Raw genomic sequence first — 17,507 nt, forward strand, 5'->3', positions numbered from 1 at the left:
ATGAGTCGAGGACGCGCCTGGGGATGGGTGGCGGCGCTGCGGAGCGGCGCGACGACGCCGTGGCTCGACTGGCCGGCCGACGGCTCCGGTGAGGGCGTGGCGCTCGACGCCGAGCTCCCCGGAGCCCAGCAGCTCGCCCTGCTGCGCCGCCTCAACCTGTACGCCGCGGCCCAGGGACGCGCGGTGCCCGCCGCGACCGCCGACCGGGTCCTCGCCGCCGGCGTGTCCGGACGCGGGCGCAGCGAGCTCGCGCTGGTGGGGGTCGACGACGGCCCGGACCGGTTCGGCCCGCGGCCGGTCGACCCCGAGGCCCTGACCGACGACGAGCTGCTCCGCGTCGCGAGCGCGCTGATCGCCGACGACATCGCGGTGACCGCCGCGCTCCCCGAGACCGAGCCGACCCTGGTCGAGAAGGTCCGTGCCGTCCGCCGGCCCTGGGTGCGCTCGTTCGTGATCGTCGGCATGCCGTGGCGCGCCGACGCCGTGCGGACCGAGCTGACCGCCCAGGGGCACCGGCCGGGCGGGCGCCGCCCGACGGCGTACCTGCTCGCCGACGACCTCGAGACGGTCCTCGTCCAGGCGTGGACCGCCCGCTGCTTCGACCAGGGTGGCGCCTCCTGGCGGGGCTTCGTGCGCGCCAACGCGGGCGCCGGCAGCCTCCCACCCCGGGCCGACCTGGCCCGGATGGCGCGCTCGGCCTCCTACAAGTACGGCGCCCAGCGGGTCCGCGTCGTCCTCGACGACCGGCTGCTGGCCACCGAGCTCGGGGTGTCCCGGCTGGGCGGCCCGCCGCGGCTCGGCGCCCACGCCATCGACCTGGTCCGCCGCGTGGGGGAGCCGCTCGGCCTGCTGGTGCCCTCCTCGGACCGCCCGCGGCTGCTGCGCGCGACCCTCGGCGAGCGCCTCGACGGCCTCGGCGGAGCGACGCCGACGCTGCCGCCGCGGTGGGACGGCTGGCTGAGCACGCAGGCCGAGCGCACCCGCCACGAACTCGCCGCCGCTCGCTACCCTGTGCTCGGCGACCTCGACCGGCTGCTGCCGCGCCCCCTCGGACACGACCCGGTGGTGCCTGTCGACGCCGAGGTGCTGACCCTCGCGCTGGGGCTGCTCCTCGATCCCGTGACGACGACGGCCCGGACCCCGGCCAAGGAGGAAGCGTGACTCGGCGAGTCCTGCTGCACGTCGGCACGCCCAAGACCGGGACGTCGTACCTCCAGGACGTCCTCTACAAGAACCGCACCCGGCTGCTGAAGCAGGGCGTCCTCTACCCGGCCGAGCGCTTCGACGCCCACTTCCTCGCCGCCCTGGACCTGATGCGGCTGCGCTGGGGCGGGCTGGAGGCCGAGGCGGTCGGCGCCTGGGACCAGCTGGCCGAGCAGGTGCGCGCCCACGACGGCACCTCGATCATCAGCCACGAGATCCTCGCCTCCGCCTCGCGCAGCCAGGTGGCCCGGGCGCTCGCCTCGCTCGGCCACCGGCCCGGCGGCGACACCAGCGACGGCGGCACCGAGATCCACCTGATCCTCTCCGTGCGCGACCTGGTCCGACAGATCCCCGCCGAGTGGCAGGAGAACGTCAAGCACCGCGCCCGCTTCGGCTACGGACGCTTCCTGGAGCTGATCCACGACCCCGACCGCGGCCACCGCGTCGGCGCCTGGTTCTGGGGGGTCCAGGAGATCCCCGACATCCTCGACCGCTGGGGTGCCGACATCCCGCCCGAGCGGATCCACCTGGTCACCGTGCCGCCGTCCGGAGGTCCGCCCGACCTGCTCTGGGAGCGGTTCAGTGCCACCTTCGGGCTCGACGGGCTCGATCTCAAGCTCACCACCCGCCGCGCCAACCCGAGCCTCGGCGTACCGGAGTCCGCGCTGATCCGCCGGATCAACCGCACCGCCGCCCGCGACCTGCCGCCGCAGCACTACCGCCCGCTCGTGCGCGAGCTGCTCGCCCACCAGACCCTCTCGAAGCGGACCAAGTCGGCCCGGCTCGGCCTGCCGCCCGACCAGTACCCCTGGGTGCACGAGCTCACCGAGTCCTGGATCGCCGAGCTGTCCCGCCGGAGGTACGACGTCGTCGGCAACCTCGAGGAGCTGCGCGGCGCCCCGGCACCGGACAGCAAGTGGGTCGACCCGGACCACCCGCCCGAGCGCCAGGTCTCCGCCGCGGCGGTCGACGCGATCAAGGCGCTGCTGCTCGACAACGCCGAGGCGCACGCCGAGAACGAGCGGCTGCGCCGCAAGCTCGACGCGGCCCGCCGCGAGCTGGTCCGGGCCCGGACGCCCCGGCTGATGCGGTCGATGGAGTGGACCGTGCAGAAGCTGGAGGGCAGCGGCAAGGGCCGGCAGGCGCTCGGCGTCTACCGCAAGGCGCGGGGCCGGGTGGCGCGGGAGCCGTAGGTCTGGGGTGGGCTCGGATTCATCACGGGATGTAGGCGAAGGCCCACTTCCCCGGTGGAGTTCCACTACAGAAGTGGGGATTCACCTACATCCCGTGATGAATCCCCCCAGCGACCCGCCACCCGAACCACGAGCGCTCAGCCCTCGCGCCGCAGCGGCCGGAACTCCCGGCCGGCGTAGCGACCCACGCGGAAGGTGCTCCAGCCGTCGGCGACGGCGCCCACGGCGCCACCGACGAGCGGCACCCGCTTGCCGACGGTGGTGGCGAGGCGCTTGCCGATCACCCGGCTGACCAGCTCGCCGGCCAGCACCGTCGACACGGTGCGGTCCAGGGTCGGGTCGTGCTGCGGCGCGGTCGCGATCGCCATCGGCGGGGCCGGCAGCTGGCGCCGCTTCACCATCGCCTTGACCGTGTCCTCGCCCAGGATGCAGACCAGGATCGCGTTGCACACCCGCGGGTCGTCGAGGTCGTAGCCGCGCAGGTAGGCGATCCCCGCCACCATCCGGCACTGGATGAGCGCGAGTCCGGTGATGCTCGCCGGAGCCACGATCGTGGCGGTGATCAGGCCACCGAGGTTGGTCGCGAGCCCCTCGACGCTGGCGTAGGCGACGTGGTTCTCGATCAGCTCGCGTACCGCCTTGTCGACGTCGCCGTGCTGCTCGTCGAGCTGGACCCGCGCGGCGTGTGCCGCAGGCGGCAGCGGCCCGATGCCGACGAGCGCGCGGTGCAGCGCCTCGCGCACGAAGGACTGCGTCAGTCCGGGCGCGAGCCGGGTCACCTTCGGTGCGAGCTGCTGCGCGGTGCGCAGCGCGAGCCCCTTCTTCAGCGAAGCCATGCACCGAGCCTAGTCAGCGCCCCGAGCCGGGCTCCTAGGATCACCTCGTGCCCGTCGAGCCCGAGCCCAGCCCCTGGGTCTTCCCGAGCCGCGCCGACCTGGCCGCGCTGCCGGTGCTCGACGACCCCGGCGACGGCGAGGATCCGGAGGATCCGGACGCCGAGGACGGCGAGGACGGCGACGGCACCCACGACGGGAGCGACCTTGTCGCGGTGGGGGCGGACCTGGAGCCCGGGACCCTGTTGGCGGCGTACCGGTGCGGGCTGTTCCCGATGCCCGAGGGCCGCGCAATCGGCTGGTGGAGCCCGGCGTACCGCGGCATCCTGCAGCTCGACGAGCTGCGCGTCTCGCGCTCGCTGCGCCGCTCGGTGCGCGACTTCGAGATCCGCGTCGACACCGCCTTCGACGAGGTGGTCGCGGCGTGCGCCGACCCGCGCCGGCCGCACGGCTGGATCGACGCCAGGATCGCCCGTGCGTACGGCGAGCTGCACCGTCTCGGCTGGGCGCACTCCGTCGAGGCCTGGCGGGACGACCGCCTGGTCGGCGGGCTGTACGGCGTCGCGATCGGCGGGCTGTTCGCCGGGGAGTCGATGTTCCACCACGTGACCGACGCGTCGAAGGTGGCGCTGGTCGGTCTGGTCGAGGGGCTGCGGGCCGACGCCGACGGGGCGGCCGGCAACCGGCTGGTCGATGTGCAATGGGCCACCCGCCATCTCGCCGGCCTGGGCGTGCGGGAGATCCCGCGGGCGTCGTACATCGCCGCACTGGAGGGCCTTCTGGCCGTGCCGCCGGCCGCGCTGTGGGAGTCCTGACCCGGGCCGCGCACCACGCCGGTCATGGGCCGGCAACCTGCTGTTCGCCGTACCTGTGAATAGTCTGAGCCCGGTGGGGGCAGGGTGACCGCGTGGTCGCCCGTGCGGCCGCGCCCCTTCCGGGGGCGTGCCGCTGTGCTCCAGCCCCCAGGAAAGGAACGACATGACCCCGATCAGGCGGCCGCTGGCCGCTGTCGGCGCCGCGGCGCTGCTGGGCCTCACCCTCACCGCGTGTGGCGGCGGCAGCTACCCGACCGATGCGTCGGAGAAGGACTTCTGCGGTGGCGTCCAGGACGTCCTCACCACCACCGACGGCGTCTCCGGTGACGAGCCGACCGAGGCCGAGTGGAAGAAGCTGCAGGACGCCTACGGCGACCTCGGCGACATCGGCACGCCCCAGGGCATCGGCGACGCCGAGCGCAACGGCTTCGAGGTCATCGTCGACGCCATCACCGGTCTCGACTACGACGAGGCCCAGAAGTCGTTCGGCGACAAGGACGGCACGGACGCCGTTCCCGGTGTCTCGAAGGACGACGAGAAGGACGTCGACAAGTTCTTCGCCTACCTCCCGACCGTCTGCGCCGACCAGCTCGGCGGCTGACCCCTCCCAGTAACGAAAAGGAATCCAGATGACCCTCATGAAGCGCCCGCTCGCCACCGCCGGTGCGACCGTCCTGCTCGCCCTCTCGCTCACCGCCTGTGGCGGCGGCGCGCCGACCGACGCCTCGACCAAGGACTTCTGCGACGCCATCAGCGGCTCGGCCTCCGACAGCGAGTTCACCAAGGCCTACACCGACAAGGACTGGGGCAAGATCGCCGACCTGGTCCACGACCAGGCCGACGAGCTGGAGAAGGTCGGCACGCCGAAGGACATCTCCGACGACGCCCGGGAGGGCTTCGAGATCCAGGTCGACGCCGCGAAGGACATCGACGAGAAGGACATCGAGAAGGCGTTCAAGGACGCCGGCACCGGTGAGAACCCGTTCGAGACCGACCTGAGCTCGGACGAGAAGAAGAAGGTCGAGGCCTTCACGAAGTACCAGGGCGAGAAGTGCTCGGGCGCGACCGACGACGAGTCCTCGGACCTGCCGTCCGACCTCCCGACGGACGTCCCGACGGACCTGCCGTCCGACCTCCCGACCGACCTGCCGTCCGACCTGCCGACCTCGCCCGAGGACCTCGAGAGCCTGCTCTCGGACCTGCCGACGGACCTCGAGAGCCTGCTCTCGGACCTGCCAACGCCCTCGCAGTGACGCCAGGCTGACCAGCCGTACGCCGGCCCCGCCGACCGCGAGTTCAACGTGGTCGGCGGGGCCGTCGTCGTCAGGGGCTGGTCTCGCCCTCGATGAAGACCGGCGCGAACCGGTGCCCGTCGGGCGCCGGGTCCCGCTCGGACCGCTCTCCGCCCTCGATCAGGTCGCGGATCGCCAAGGTCATCTCCTCGACCGGCTGGCGCACGGTCGTCAGCGGCGGGTGGGCCAGGGTCCCGGCGCCGATCCCGTCGAAGCCGATCACCCGGAAGTCGTCGGGGACGGCGCGACCGGCGTGCAGCAGCTGGGACAGCACGCCGAGGGCGATCACGTCGGCCGCGGTCACCACGGTCGCCCGCTCCCACCCGTCGGCGAGCAGCCGGCGCGCGGCCTCGTTGCCCCAGGCCGTGGAGAAGGAGCCCAGCAGGACGGGGGCGTCGGGCCCGAAGGCCCGGCGGAAGCCGTCGAGCCGCTCGTGGGCCGAGGAGGAGTCCGGCTCGGCGCCGACGTACACGACCGGCTGCCGGGCCAGGTCGACCCGCTCCGCGGCGTGCCGGCCGACCAGCTCCATGCCGCGCAGGTTGTCGACGGCCACGAAGTGGGCCGCGGTGGAGGGCACGCACCGGTCCAGCTGGACGGTGGGGACCGCGCGGGCCGCCAGCTCGACCGCCTCCGCGCTGTCGACCTCGTGGACCGGGATCATCACCAGGGCGTCGACCTGCCGGCCGAGGAACGAGCGCACGCCGCGCAGCTCGGTCGCCAGCGAGCCGTCGGCGGCGAACACGAACAGGTCGACGTCGGTCTCGGTGAACACCCGCGCGAGGTGCTGGGCGAGCGCGGAGAAGAACGGGTTGTCGAGGTCGGGGACGACCAGGCCGACCGTGGCGGTACGGGTCTGGCGCAGCGCCCGGCCGACCAGGTTCACCTGGTAGCCGAGCCGCTCGGCGGCGGCGAGCACCCGCTCGGTGAGGGCGGGATCGACGGCCCGGGTGCCGCTCAGCGCGCGCGAGACGGTGGCGACCGAGACGCCGGCCTCGCGGGCGACGTCGGCCATCCGCGGTGACCGGGGCCGGGGTCGGGAGCGCACCCCCTGATCCTGCCGCCGCGCGGGGGCTGGTGCGAAGAGATCGTCTCACTCCGTGGAAATCGATTACCGACCTCTGGACGTGCTCCGGGTCACTTCCTACGCTCGTCGGAAACGGTCTCGGAAATCGATTACCCAAGGAGTGTGCGCGCATGGCCAGGATGAATCGGACCATCGTCGCGGCGACCGGTGCCGCGGCGCTGGTGCTCGCGGGATGCAGCACCGGCAACGACGGCGACGACAAGGCCGGGTCCGGCGGCTCGGGCAGCAGCGAGTGCGTCATCGGCATGACCCAGATCAACCAGACCGCGGCCTTCTTCACCCAGATGAACGAGGGCGCCCAGGAGGCGGCGAAGAAGGCGGGCTGCGAGCTCACCATCGCCAACGCCAACAACGACCCGGCCAAGCAGAACTCCGACATCGAGAACTTCGTGACCCAGCAGGTCACCGGCCTGATCGTGGTCGCCATCGACGTCAACGGCGTGCTGCCGGCGGTCAAGGCCGCCAAGCAGGCCGGCGTCCGGGTGGTCGCCATCGACGCCGAGCTCGAGAAGGGCGCCGCGGACACCTTCGTGGGCGTCGACAACGACGCGGCCGGCGCCGAGGCCGGCACCTGGGTGGTCGACAACGGCCTGGCGAAGGGCACCTACGGCGTCGTCGACGCGCGCAACTCCTTCATCCAGAACCAGCGCGAGGACAGCTTCCGCAAGGTCATCGACGCGGCCGGCGCCACCCACGCGCAGAGCGTCAACGGCGACAACGTCCAGGAGAAGGCCGCCACCGCGGCGCAGAACCTGGTGACCGCCGAGCCCGGCCTGGACTTCGTCTACACCACCGGCGAGCCCGCCACGGTCGGCGCGGTCGCCGCCCTCGACCCGGCCGGCAAGACGAAGATCATCGGCTGGGACCTCACCGCCGAGGTGATCGCCGGCATCGACTCCGGCCTGGTCACCGCCGTGGTCCAGCAGGACCCGCGCCAGGAGGGCGTCGAGGCGGTCAACGAGCTCGAGGCGGTCATCGGCGGTGCGGACCCGAAGGGCTTCATCGACGTCCCGATCACCATCGTGACCAAGGACAACGTCGACGACTTCCGGTCCATCTTCGAATGACCGCGCACCAGGACGGGGGCACGGCGCTCGCCGTGCCCCGCGTGGAGATGCAGGGCATCACCAAGAGCTATGGCGCGCTCAAGGTGCTGCGCGGGGTCGACCTCAGCGTCGCGCGCGGCGAGGTCGTCGGCCTCGTGGGCGACAACGGCGCGGGCAAGTCCACCCTGATGAAGATGCTGGCCGGCGCGGTCGTGCCCGACCGCGGCCGGATCCTCGTCGACGGCGAGGAGCTGACCGGAACCGGGCCGCGGGCCGCCCGGGCCCATGGCATCGAGATGGTCTACCAGGACCTCGCCCTGTGCAATGACGTCGACGTGGCCGGCAACCTCTTCCTCGGCCGCGAGCCCTACCACCGGCTGACCCGCCGGCTCGACCACGAGCGGATGCACCGCGAGGCGGCCGAGGACCTCGCCAAGCTGCACATCCGGATCTCCGACACCCGCCAGCTGGTCGGCAACATGTCGGGCGGTCAGCGCCAGGCGATCGCGATCGCTCGCGCCGTGGCCTTCGAGCCCCGGGTGCTGGTCCTCGATGAGCCGACCGCGGCGCTCGCCGCCCGCGAGGTCGAGATGACCCTGCAGCTGATCCGCGACGTCTCGGAGCGGGGCGTCAGCGTCATCCTGATCACCCACCGGCTGCAGGACCTCTTCGAGGTCGCCGACCGCTTCGTCGTGCTGCACGAGGGCGTCAACCACCGAGAGCTCGACCCGGCCGAGACCGACCTGACCGGCCTGGTCACCGCGATGATGGGGAAGTAGAGCGATGAGTGCCACCACCACGTCCGTCCCGGACCGCGACAGCCGTCGCGACAGCCGCCGCGACTTCGTCGCCAAGAACTTCGGCGTCATCTCGATCAGCGTCGTCTTCGTCGTGCTGTTCGCCTACTTCAGCCTCGCCTCCGACGCCTTCCTCACCACGACCAACCTGGTCAACGTGCTGCGCCAGGTGGCCCCGACCGTGATCGTCGCGGTGGGGATGACCTTCGTGATCACCACCGGCCAGATCGACCTGTCGGTGGGCTCGATCGTCGGCCTGTCCGCCGCGGCTCTGGGCCTGTTCGCCGAGAGCGGCAATCCCGTCGTCGCGCTGCTCGGCACCCTCGCCATCGCGCTCGCGATCGGCCTGGCGAGCGGCATGATCACCGCATTCGGCAAGGTGCAGTCCTTCATCGTCACGCTCGCCGCGCTGACCGCGGTCCGCGGCGTCGCGCTGCTGATCACCGACGGCTACAGCACCCCGATCACCTCCGACTTCCTGCTCCCGCTGGGGCAGGGCTCGCTGGCCGGGATCTACACGCCGACCTGGATCGCGGTGATCGCGGTCATCGCCGGCTGGTACGTCTTCAACCACACCCGCTTCGGGCGCTACGTCACGGCGGTCGGCTCCAACGACGAGTCGCTGCGCCGCGCGGGCGTCGACATCCGGCGGATCCAGGTGACCGTGCTCGGCCTCACCGGCGTCCTCGCCGGCCTCGCCGGCGTGATCACCGCGGCCCGGCTCGGCAGCGGCTCGTCGAACTCCGGCACCGCCTTCGAGCTCGAGGTGATCACGGCGGTGGTGCTCGGCGGCACCAGCCTGATGGGTGGGCGCGGCTCGATCATCGGCTCCGCCGTCGGCGCGCTGACCCTGGGCATCATCAACAACGGCCTGGTGCTGTCGAAGGTCGACGTCTACTGGGTGCCGATCACCCAGGGCCTGATCCTGATCGTGGCGATCTTCCTCAACAGCAAGCTCTTCGGCAGGATCGTCGGGAATCGCGGATGAGCGAGGTGATGACCGTCCGTGGGCCGGTGCCGGTCGCGGACCTCGGCGTCGTGCTCACCCACGAGCACCTGTTCAACGACGTGTCCTCGTGGTGGCAGCGCTCCACGCTGCCGGGCATCGACCCCGACGCGTACGCCGATGCCCCGGTCACCGAGGACCTCGGCTGGGAGCTGCGCCAGGACCCGTTCGGCAACCGCGACAACTGCCGCCTCGACGACCTCAAGGTGTGCGTCGCCGAGGTGGCGAGGTTCGCCGCCCTCGGGGGCGGCACCATCCTCGACGCCACTGGTCTCGGCCTGGGCCGGGACCTGGCCCGGCTGCGCGAGGTGAGCGAGCGGACCGGCGTGCACATCGTCGCCGGCACCGGCTACTACCTCGACGCCGCCCAGCCGGCCGACGTGCACGGCCTCGCGCCCGAGGCCATCGCCGAGCGGATCCTGGCCGACCTCGACGAGGGCGAGGACGGCATCCGGCCCGGCTTCATCGGGGAGATCGGCGTCGGCGCCGACTTCACGCCGGCCGAGCAGGCCAGCCTGCGCGGAGCCTTCCTGGCCCAGCGGGCCTCGGGCCTGCCGGTCCAGGTGCACCTGCCCGGCTGGTTCCGGCGCGGCCGCGACGTGCTCGACCTCGCCGACGAGCTCCAGGTCGACCCGGCCCGCGTGGTGCTGTGCCACATGGGTCCCTCCGGTGACGACCTCGACTACCAGGTCGAGCTGCTCCGGCGCGGCGCGTGGGTGCAGTACGACATGGTGGGCATGGAGGTGTTCTACGCCGACCAGGGGGTGCAGTGCCCGTCCGACGAGCAGAACGCCGCCTGGATCGCACGCCTGGTCGACCTCGGCCACGGCGAGCGGCTGCTGCTCAGCCAGGACGTCTTCCTCAAGTCGCTGCTGCGCCGCCACGGCGGTCCCGGCTACGCCCACATCCCCCAGTTCTTCGTGCCCCGGCTGCGGCGGCACGGCCTGACCGAATCCGACATCGAGACGCTGCTGGTCGACAACCCGCGGCGCCTTCTCACCCGATAGGGAGGACCCCACCATGACCCGTGTACTGCTCGCAGGCGAGAGCTGGATCTCGACCGCCACCCACGTGAAGGGCTTCGACGAGTTCACCAGCACCACCTTCCACACCGGGGCCGACGCGTTCATCGAGGCGGCCGCCCGGCAGGGCATCACGATCGAGCAGATGTACGCCCACGACGTGCCGAACCGGTTCCCGCGCGACCTCGCCGGGCTGTCGGCGTACGACGTCGTGATCCTGTCCGACATCGGCTACAACTCCTTCGTGCTCCCGCCCGAGACCTGGCTGGAGGGCAAGCGCAGCGGCAACCCGCTGCACGCGCTGGTCGAGTGGACCCGGCAGGGCGGCGGGCTGATGATGGCCGGCGGCTACCTGAGCTTCCAGGGCTTCCAGGCCCGGGCGAACTTCGCCCGCAGCCCGCTGGCCGAGGTGCTGCCGGTGACCATGCGGGAGTCCGACGACCGGGTTGAGGCGCCCGAGGGCGCCGCGGTCGAGCTGGTCGCGACCGAGCACCCGCTCGCCGCCTCCTGGGCGCCGGGCGCTCCCGAGCTGCTCGGCTACAACCACGTCGTGGCCAAGGACGACGCCGAGGTGGTCGCGACCGTCGGCGGCGACGTGCTCGTGGCGACGGCCCAGGTCGGCGCCGGCCGGTCGCTGGTGTGGACCTCCGACATCGGCCCGCACTGGTGCCCCGAGGAGTTCCTCGCCTGGGACGGCTTCTCGGGCGTCGTCGGCGGCATGATCACCTGGCTGGCGGGCGGCGCCTGAGCATGGACCCCGTCCAGTCCCCTCCGGTGTCGATCCTGCTCGACTGCGACCCCGGCCACGACGACGCCGTCGCGATCCTGCTGGCCCTCGGCTCGCCCCAGGTGCGCCTGCTCGGCATCTCGAGCTGCTTCGGCAACTGCGCCGTCGAGGACGCCACGCGCAACGCGCAGCGGGTGCTCGCCCTCGCCGGGCGGGCCGACGTACCGGTGGCGGTCGGCGCGGCCGGCCCGCTGACCGGCGAGCTCGCCCTCGGCAACTACGTCCACGGCGTGAGCGGCCTCGACGGCCCGCCGCTGCCCGAGCCCGCCGCCGAGCCGCTGGCCGAGGACGCCGTGAGCTTCCTGCGCCGGATGCTGCTCGAGGCGGCCGAGCCGGTGACCCTCGTGGTCACCGGTCCGATGACCAACGCGGGCCGACTGCTGCGCGAGCACCCGGACCTGGTCGAGCGGATCGCCGAGGTGATCTTCATGGGCGGCAGCACCGAGCGCGGCAACCACACCCCGACCGCCGAGTTCAACACCTACGCCGACCCGGAGGCGCTCGACGTCGTGCTGCGCTCGGGCGTGGCCGTGCGGATGGTCGGGCTCAACCTCACCCACCAGGCGCTCGCCACCCCGGAGGTGGTCGAGCGGATGCGGGCCATCCCGACCGGGATCGGCCGCACCTGCGCGGCCTGGATGGGCTTCTTCGGCGACTCGTACAACCGGATCTGGGAGTTCGACGCCCCGCCGGTGCACGATCCGTGCACCATCGCCGCCCTGATCGACCCCGACGTCATCGAGTGGCGCGAGGCCTTCGTCGCCGTCGAGCTGGACGGCACCTGGACCCGGGGTACGACGGTCGTCGACCTGCACCGGCGCTATCCCGACCAGCCGGTCAACGCCCGGGTCGCCGTCCGGCTCGACGCCGAGCGCTACTGGGACCTGGTCATCGACGCGCTGCACCGGCTCGGGGACGCGCCGTGAGCGGCGGACCGCTCGTCTGCGTGGTCGGCTCGCTCAACGAGGACACCACGCTGCGCGTGCCCGGCCTGCCGCGGCCCGGGGAGACCGTGCTCGCCACCGGCTCCTTCCGCGCACCCGGCGGCAAGGGCGCGAACCAGGCGGCCGCGGCCGCCGTGCTCGGCCGCAGCCGCGGCGCCTCGGTCGCGATGGTGGGCGCGGTCGGCAGCGACGACGCCGGCGAGCGCTCGGTCGCGGCCCTCGCGGCCGGTGGCGTCGACGTCGCCGGCATCCGGCGGCTCGACATCGTCCCCACCGGCACCGCCGTCGTCGTGGTCGACGACGCGGGCGAGAACCACATCGTGGTCGACCCCGGAGCCAACGACGCCCTCACCGCCGACGAGGTCGAGAAGGCCGTCGGCGACCTGCGGCCCGCGGTGGTGCTCGCCCAGCTCGAGGTCGCCACCGCCTGCATCGAGGCCGCGGCACGCGCGGTCCCCGAGGCGCGAGTGATCCTCAACCCCGCCCCGATGCCGGCCGACGCGGCCGACGTCCGCGCGCTCCTGGACCGGGTCGACGTACTGGTTCCGAACCAGGCCGAGCTCGGCCGCCTCGCCGGCCGGCCGACCCCGCGGACCCCGGACGAGGTCGCGTCCTGCGTGGCCGCCCTCGGCTTCGCGGGCGATGTCGTGGTGACGATGGGCGCCCACGGCGCCTACGTGGCCCCGCGCGACGCCGCCGCCCACCACGTCCCCGCCGAGCCCGTCGACGCCGTCGACACCAGCGGCGCCGGCGACGTCTTCGCCGGCTGCCTTGCCGTCGCGCTGGCGACCGGCGCCGACCTGGTCGCCGCCGTCACCGAGGCCAACCGGGCCGCTGGGCGCAGTACTGAGGTGGCGGGGGCGCGGGTGCCGGCTGACTTCACCGGCTGAACCGGCCCGCGCTTGCAGCTTGCGGATCCTCGTCAAGCGCCTCGGCCTTGCGACGCGGGGAGCCCGCTTCACCCGAGCATGGACATCTCATCGCCTGGCGTCGTAGGCGGAGACGGTGTGATGGTTGTAGGTCGGCGGTCCGCGGTCGGTGGTGGTGTACGCCAACACCGCAGTGTCGTAGTGGCCGTCGTAGCCGTAGGTCACGACACCGGGAGCCGCTACGGCCATCGTCGGTCCCGGACCGATCACGCCGAACAACGCCGCGATGAGCGCGGCGAGGATCGCGACCACGCGGCTCATGGAGGAGGCGCTTCGTCGGATCGCTGCATGACGACGAGAGCCGCCCGCGCTGCATCCACGACGGCAGCCCAGCGCGGATCACTCGTGTACGCCTCATCGGGCTCGTCGCCAAGATCTCGAAGCAGGATTCCGAGTGCACGCTCGAGGTCAAGGAACGCTGGAACCTCCTCCTCGTGTAGGACGTCGGGCACCACAGCCTGGGGCTGGGGAAGGACCATGCAGTCGTCGTAAAGAACGTGGACGTTGATGGTCAGGTCGTCGTAGTAGTTGACGCCCTCCTCGACCTTTCCCCACCGGGAGTGTTGGTGCTGCGGGTCGCTCAGTGACCGCAAGGCAGCAATCACCTGCAGGCGCATGTCAGGGAACACGATCGGCTGGTTCATGGCGTGCTCCACGACGACCACGCCTTCGGAGCCTTCCACACGCCACTACCGTTCTTGGTGAACGTCACGGTCGACCCGGTCTCCTGGAAGACCGTGCGCGTACCGTCGGAGTTCTTGCTCAAGGCCATGTCATAGGTGCTGCGCCAACCCCGGCCGAGGGGCCCGTTGTAGCCCGCGTCGAGCGAGTTGTAGCCCAGCTGGAAGTCCAGCCCCGGCCCACGACCGGCGATCGTCACGCCCGGAAGGGTCCAGTGCTCGTTGCCCGAGCGAGTGTCGACCGAGTTCGACGTCGACCCGCTGCACGGCGGGCACTGCTGTCCCGCAGCCGGGTTCGGGCCGAAGAACTCCGAACCACTGACGGCCCGGTTGCATACGCCTGTGGTGCCGCCAGGCACGTCGAACCCGAGACTCCATCGGATCCCGGCGCCAGCGAAGGTCCGGCTCGCCCTGATCGCGACCGCGAACATGCGCGACTGCCCCGTGCTGTTCGTGAAATGTGGGATCTCGTTGAGCGAGTGGGGTGGGGACCACGAGTACGGACCTGGACCCCAGATGATCCCGACATCCGCGAGCCCGAGCTTCGAGGTGAGCTCGATTCCGTCGGCCCAGATCGATGCATTCAAGAAGTACTCGCCGCGACCGGCGCCGAAGTACAGGCTGGGCATGATCTCCACGGCGGAGTCGAAGTACAACGAAGCGCCCGCCGGCACCCAGACCGCGGCGTACCTCGTCTCTGTCGAAAGATCCTCCACACGATCGTCGCCGCAGATCACCGGCAAGTCACCCGTGGCCGACGGCGAACCAGGAGTCGCGACCGCTGGAACCGCAAAGGACGGCAGCAGAGGAAGCAAACTGGCGACCATGCCGGCGACCAACACCGCGATCAACGCGCGAAGGCCATGGCGTCGATCCAGATCGGTCGTTCGACGCACTGCGCCACGCCCAGCGCGCGACCAGCGATGTCCCATGCTCGTCGCAATACCGAGCAGGGCCCGCGACCTGAGCACACCGGGTCGGGCGACGAAGGTGAGACGAGGCACGTGAACCACCAGGCTTTCGCACCAGGCCTCCCCAGGGCGCCACGCGCGCCCGACCCGTGCCGGGGATGCTAGAACGAGTCCCCTCCGCACGTCTGCCAAATCCTCACCACTGCACCCAGAAATGGGGTCAGTCCTACCCTCAGCGCAATCGCCGGCACCGGCGCTTCCAAACCGAGGTGCCGACACACGCGGACATTCATGCAGCCGGCGTTCCGCGGACCGCGTCCTTCGAGTCGCACACGTCGAGACGGAAGCCGCCAGAGCGTGGACGAGTAGATCCTCAAGACCACCCGATCGAACCCGGCGCCGTCCCCACGGCCATCGAGGGCATCGAGGTCCTCGACAGGGGGACGTAGCCACGGACTCAGGCTTCAGGTCATCGACGCCGCAAACGACAACCGCGCCACGACGACCGACGCTCGGCGCCGCTCGCGCCGCCTACCTGCGGGATCCCTTGGTCACAGCCCGTCGGCCGCCAGCAGGTGCAGGCCGGCGCCCACGGCCAGCACCCCCTCGTCGAAGACGGCGTCGGCGGCGTGGTTGAACGCGTGGTGGCCGGGGACCTGGGCGCCGAGGTAGACCATGGAGCCGGGCCAGCGATCGAGGAAGTAGGCGTAGTCCTCGATCACCATCGACGGGTCGGCCATCGGCCGGGCCTCGACGGGCGCGTCGCGGAGGGCGGCGACCAGCCGTTCGTCGTACGTCGGGTCGTTGACGACGGGCGGGTAGCCCTCGACGATCTCGACCGACACCGCGAGGTCGGCGTCCTTCGCCGCCCGCTCGGCGAGCTCGCGCAGGGTGGTGACGAGGGCCGCGCGGCGCTCCTTGCTCAGCGTGCGCAGCGTGCCGCGCAGGCTGCCCTCGGCGGGGATCACGTTGACGGTGTTGCCCATCAGGCTCTCGGTGACCGTGGCGACGAGGTGCTCGTCGGCCGCGAGCTCCGCGACCGCCCGGCGCAGGCCGTGGACGACGTCGGCGCCGGCGACGATGGGATTGCCGGCGAGGTGGGGCTGGCTGGCGTGCGCGCCGGGGCCGGTGAAGGTGATCCGGAACCAGTCGCCGGCGGCCATGAACACGCCGGGGCGGTGGAAGACGGTGCCGGCCGGCCAGGTGGCGTGCACGTGGATCGCGAAGGTCTCGGCGTCGTCGAGGCGCAGGTGGGCGTGCCGCGCGAGGGTCGGCACCGCGCCGCGGTCGCTCTCCTCGCCCGGCTGGAAGACGAGCACGGTGTCGCGGCGCGGCGGCTCCTCGACGAGGCAGCGGGCGGCGCCGAGCAGCATCGCCATGTGCAGGTCGTGGCCGCAGGCGTGCATCGCGCCGTCGCGCCGCGAGGCGAAGGGCAGGCCGGTCTCCTCGCGGACCGGGAGCGCGTCCATGTCGGCGCGCAGGACCACCGGCCGGCCGCCCTCCCGGCCACTGATCGCGGCGGTGACGCCGGCCCCCTCGTGCACCTCGGGACTTAGCCCGAGCCCGGCGAGGACGTCGGCGACGTAGGCGTGGGTGTCGGGGAGGGCGAGGCCGACCTCGGGCTCCTCGTGGAGCCGGCGGCGGTGGCCGACCATCCACTCGGCGTACGCCGCGGCCTGCTGCCAGCGATCGATCGGCACGGTTCCGACGCGCTCAGACGACGTACGGCGGCTGGTCGCCGTCGGCGGTCATCGGCCGGCCGGCGCGCTCCCAGCCGAGCATGCCGTCGACCAGGTTGACCACGTCGTAGCCCTGTTGCGCGAGATAGGCGACCGCGCGCGCCGAGCGGCCGCCGCCCTTGCAGACCACCAGGGTCTGCGGCGCCTCGAGTTCCACGAACTCGCCCAGCCGGGCGGGCAGCTCCATCAGCGGGATGTGGACCGCGCCTTCGATGTGGCCGGCGGCCCACTCGTCGTCCTCGCGGACGTCGAGCACCAGCAGGCGCTCGGGCAGCGGGTCCGGGACACCGTCGATCTCGACCTGGGGGATCATGGCTCCAGCCTAGGAGACGCCGCCCGCAGTGCGGCGGTCACCGCGTCGACGGCGGGGGTGCGTGCCCGCCGGGTCAGCAGGAACACCTCCCGGCCGAGCGGTCCCTCCGCGAGCGGGCGGACCGCGACCCCCTCGTCGCGCCCGGCGAGGGCGAGCTCGGGGAGCAGCGCGCCCGCGCCGGCCGTGCGCACCATCTCCAGCAGGATCACGAAGTCGTCGGAGCTGTGCCGCAGGTCCGGCTCGAAGCCGCCGTATCCACGGCACACCCGCAGGTGCATCGCACGATGACCGGTGCCGGGCTGGCAGGCCGCCCAGGCGAGGCCGGCGAGCCGGGTGAGGGGCACCCGGGCCGCACCGGCCTCGGGGTGGTCGGCGGGCAGCACGAGGAGGAGCCGCTCGCGCAGCAGCCGCTCGCGGCGCAGGTCGGCGTGGACCGGGCGCGGCTCGCCGTCGTACTCGTCCCCGATGACGAGGTCGTACTGGTGCAGGCGCAGCCCGGGCGCGGCCTGCTCGACCTCGCCCTCGGTCACCTCGATCCGTACGTCGGGGTGGCTGGTCGCGAGGGCGCGGACGGCGGGCGCGACGATCCGCAGCAGCGCGGACTGGAAGGCGCAGATCCGCACCACGCCCGCCACCCGGCCCGCGGCGAGGGTGGCGAGCTCGGCCTCGGCCGTCTCGACGCCCTCGAGCAGGGTGAGGGCGTGGTCGACGAGAAGGCGGCCTGCGTCGGTCAGCCGGACGTTGCGACCGGTCCGCTCGAGCAGCGGCGTGCCGGCCTCGCGCTCGAGGACGGCGAGCTGCTGGGAGACCGCGCTGGGGGAGTACCCGAGCGCCGCCGCGGCGGCGTGCACGGTGCCGCGCCCGTGCACCTCGCGCAGCAGGCGGAGCCGGTGGAGGTCGAGCATCCGTTCAG

20 protein-coding genes are annotated in these 17,507 nt (G+C 72.5%); 12 read left to right on the forward strand and 8 right to left on the reverse strand.

Annotation, left to right across the window (positions count from 1 at the left end):
- Positions 1-1,161: a hypothetical protein gene (locus JOD66_RS14285; protein ID WP_204837511.1), complete on the forward strand. Its 1,161-nt coding sequence runs from the start codon at positions 1-3 to the stop codon at positions 1,159-1,161.
- The gene (locus JOD66_RS14290) at positions 1,158-2,396 is read left to right on the forward strand and encodes a hypothetical protein (protein ID WP_204837512.1); all 1,239 of its coding nucleotides are present in this window, start codon (positions 1,158-1,160) and stop codon (positions 2,394-2,396) included. Before JOD66_RS14285 ends, JOD66_RS14290 begins: the two co-directional genes overlap by 4 nt.
- 137 nt (positions 2,397-2,533) lie before the next feature.
- Here the strand turns inward: JOD66_RS14290 and JOD66_RS14295 are convergent, their stop codons facing one another.
- Positions 2,534-3,232: an EcsC family protein gene (locus JOD66_RS14295; protein ID WP_204837513.1), complete on the reverse strand. Its 699-nt coding sequence runs from the start codon at positions 3,230-3,232 to the stop codon at positions 2,534-2,536.
- A gap of 47 nt (positions 3,233-3,279) precedes the next feature.
- Here JOD66_RS14295 and aat point away from each other — a divergent pair, with 47 nt between their 5' ends.
- The 3 genes from aat to JOD66_RS14310 all read left to right on the forward strand — a co-directional run bounded on the left by aat (position 3,280) and on the right by JOD66_RS14310 (position 5,297).
- Positions 3,280-4,044, forward strand: a complete 765-nt coding sequence (gene aat, locus JOD66_RS14300) for a leucyl/phenylalanyl-tRNA--protein transferase (RefSeq protein ID WP_307823525.1) — start codon at positions 3,280-3,282, stop codon at positions 4,042-4,044.
- 163 nt (positions 4,045-4,207) lie between these two features.
- Complete coding sequence (locus JOD66_RS14305) at positions 4,208-4,645, forward strand: hypothetical protein (RefSeq protein ID WP_204837514.1); 438 nt, start codon at positions 4,208-4,210, stop codon at positions 4,643-4,645.
- 28 nt (positions 4,646-4,673) lie between these two features.
- The gene (locus JOD66_RS14310) at positions 4,674-5,297 is read left to right on the forward strand and encodes a hypothetical protein (RefSeq protein WP_204837515.1); all 624 of its coding nucleotides are present in this window, start codon (positions 4,674-4,676) and stop codon (positions 5,295-5,297) included.
- A gap of 70 nt (positions 5,298-5,367) precedes the next feature.
- Here the strand turns inward: JOD66_RS14310 and JOD66_RS14315 are convergent, their stop codons facing one another.
- A complete protein-coding gene (locus JOD66_RS14315; RefSeq protein ID WP_204837516.1) occupies positions 5,368-6,381 on the reverse strand; it encodes a LacI family DNA-binding transcriptional regulator in 1,014 nt (337 codons plus the stop codon).
- A 149-nt stretch (positions 6,382-6,530) separates the two neighbouring features.
- Here JOD66_RS14315 and JOD66_RS14320 point away from each other — a divergent pair, with 149 nt between their 5' ends.
- From JOD66_RS14320 to JOD66_RS14350, 7 genes are read left to right on the forward strand one after another with little or no spacing between them, the layout of a single operon-like run.
- Positions 6,531-7,487, forward strand: coding sequence for a substrate-binding domain-containing protein (locus tag JOD66_RS14320; RefSeq protein WP_204837517.1), 957 nt, complete (start codon positions 6,531-6,533; stop codon positions 7,485-7,487).
- The gene (locus tag JOD66_RS14325; RefSeq protein WP_204837518.1) at positions 7,484-8,245 is read left to right on the forward strand and encodes an ATP-binding cassette domain-containing protein; all 762 of its coding nucleotides are present in this window, start codon (positions 7,484-7,486) and stop codon (positions 8,243-8,245) included. Before JOD66_RS14320 ends, JOD66_RS14325 begins: the two co-directional genes overlap by 4 nt.
- Positions 8,246-8,249: 4 nt before the next feature.
- Positions 8,250-9,251 (forward strand): ABC transporter permease, encoded by a 1,002-nt coding sequence (locus JOD66_RS14330; RefSeq protein ID WP_204837519.1) that lies wholly within the window; start codon positions 8,250-8,252, stop codon positions 9,249-9,251.
- A complete protein-coding gene (locus JOD66_RS14335) occupies positions 9,248-10,276 on the forward strand; it encodes a phosphotriesterase family protein (protein WP_204837520.1) in 1,029 nt (342 codons plus the stop codon). Before JOD66_RS14330 ends, JOD66_RS14335 begins: the two co-directional genes overlap by 4 nt.
- 13 nt (positions 10,277-10,289) lie before the next feature.
- Complete coding sequence (locus JOD66_RS14340) at positions 10,290-11,039, forward strand: glutamine amidotransferase (protein WP_204837521.1); 750 nt, start codon at positions 10,290-10,292, stop codon at positions 11,037-11,039.
- Positions 11,040-11,041: 2 nt separating this feature from the next.
- Positions 11,042-12,004, forward strand: a complete 963-nt coding sequence (locus tag JOD66_RS14345) for a nucleoside hydrolase (RefSeq protein WP_204837522.1) — start codon at positions 11,042-11,044, stop codon at positions 12,002-12,004.
- A complete protein-coding gene (locus JOD66_RS14350; RefSeq protein ID WP_204837523.1) occupies positions 12,001-12,912 on the forward strand; it encodes a ribokinase in 912 nt (303 codons plus the stop codon). Before JOD66_RS14345 ends, JOD66_RS14350 begins: the two co-directional genes overlap by 4 nt.
- An 87-nt stretch (positions 12,913-12,999) precedes the next feature.
- Here the strand turns inward: JOD66_RS14350 and JOD66_RS14355 are convergent, their stop codons facing one another.
- The 6 genes from JOD66_RS14355 to JOD66_RS14380 form a co-directional block, all read right to left on the reverse strand.
- Positions 13,000-13,212, reverse strand: a complete 213-nt coding sequence (locus JOD66_RS14355; RefSeq protein WP_204837524.1) for a hypothetical protein — start codon at positions 13,210-13,212, stop codon at positions 13,000-13,002.
- Complete coding sequence (locus tag JOD66_RS14360; RefSeq protein ID WP_204837525.1) at positions 13,209-13,595, reverse strand: SCO4402 family protein; 387 nt, start codon at positions 13,593-13,595, stop codon at positions 13,209-13,211. The genes JOD66_RS14355 and JOD66_RS14360 overlap by 4 nt, the downstream gene beginning before the upstream one ends.
- On the reverse strand, positions 13,592-14,527 hold the full coding sequence (locus JOD66_RS29520; protein WP_204837526.1) for a DUF6531 domain-containing protein: 936 nt from the start codon (positions 14,525-14,527) through the stop codon (positions 13,592-13,594). Before JOD66_RS29520 ends, JOD66_RS14360 begins: the two co-directional genes overlap by 4 nt.
- A 566-nt stretch (positions 14,528-15,093) precedes the next feature.
- Positions 15,094-16,242: a M20 metallopeptidase family protein gene (locus JOD66_RS14370; protein WP_204837527.1), complete on the reverse strand. Its 1,149-nt coding sequence runs from the start codon at positions 16,240-16,242 to the stop codon at positions 15,094-15,096.
- A gap of 13 nt (positions 16,243-16,255) precedes the next feature.
- Entirely contained in the window at positions 16,256-16,594 is a 339-nt protein-coding gene (locus JOD66_RS14375) for a rhodanese-like domain-containing protein (RefSeq protein WP_204837528.1), read from the reverse strand.
- Complete coding sequence (locus JOD66_RS14380) at positions 16,591-17,499, reverse strand: LysR family transcriptional regulator (RefSeq protein ID WP_204837529.1); 909 nt, start codon at positions 17,497-17,499, stop codon at positions 16,591-16,593. The genes JOD66_RS14375 and JOD66_RS14380 overlap by 4 nt, the downstream gene beginning before the upstream one ends.
- Positions 17,500-17,507 lie beyond the last annotated feature (8 nt).

It is taken from the genome of Nocardioides nitrophenolicus (assembly GCF_016907515.1).
GTDB lineage: Bacteria > Actinomycetota > Actinomycetes > Propionibacteriales > Nocardioidaceae > Nocardioides > Nocardioides nitrophenolicus.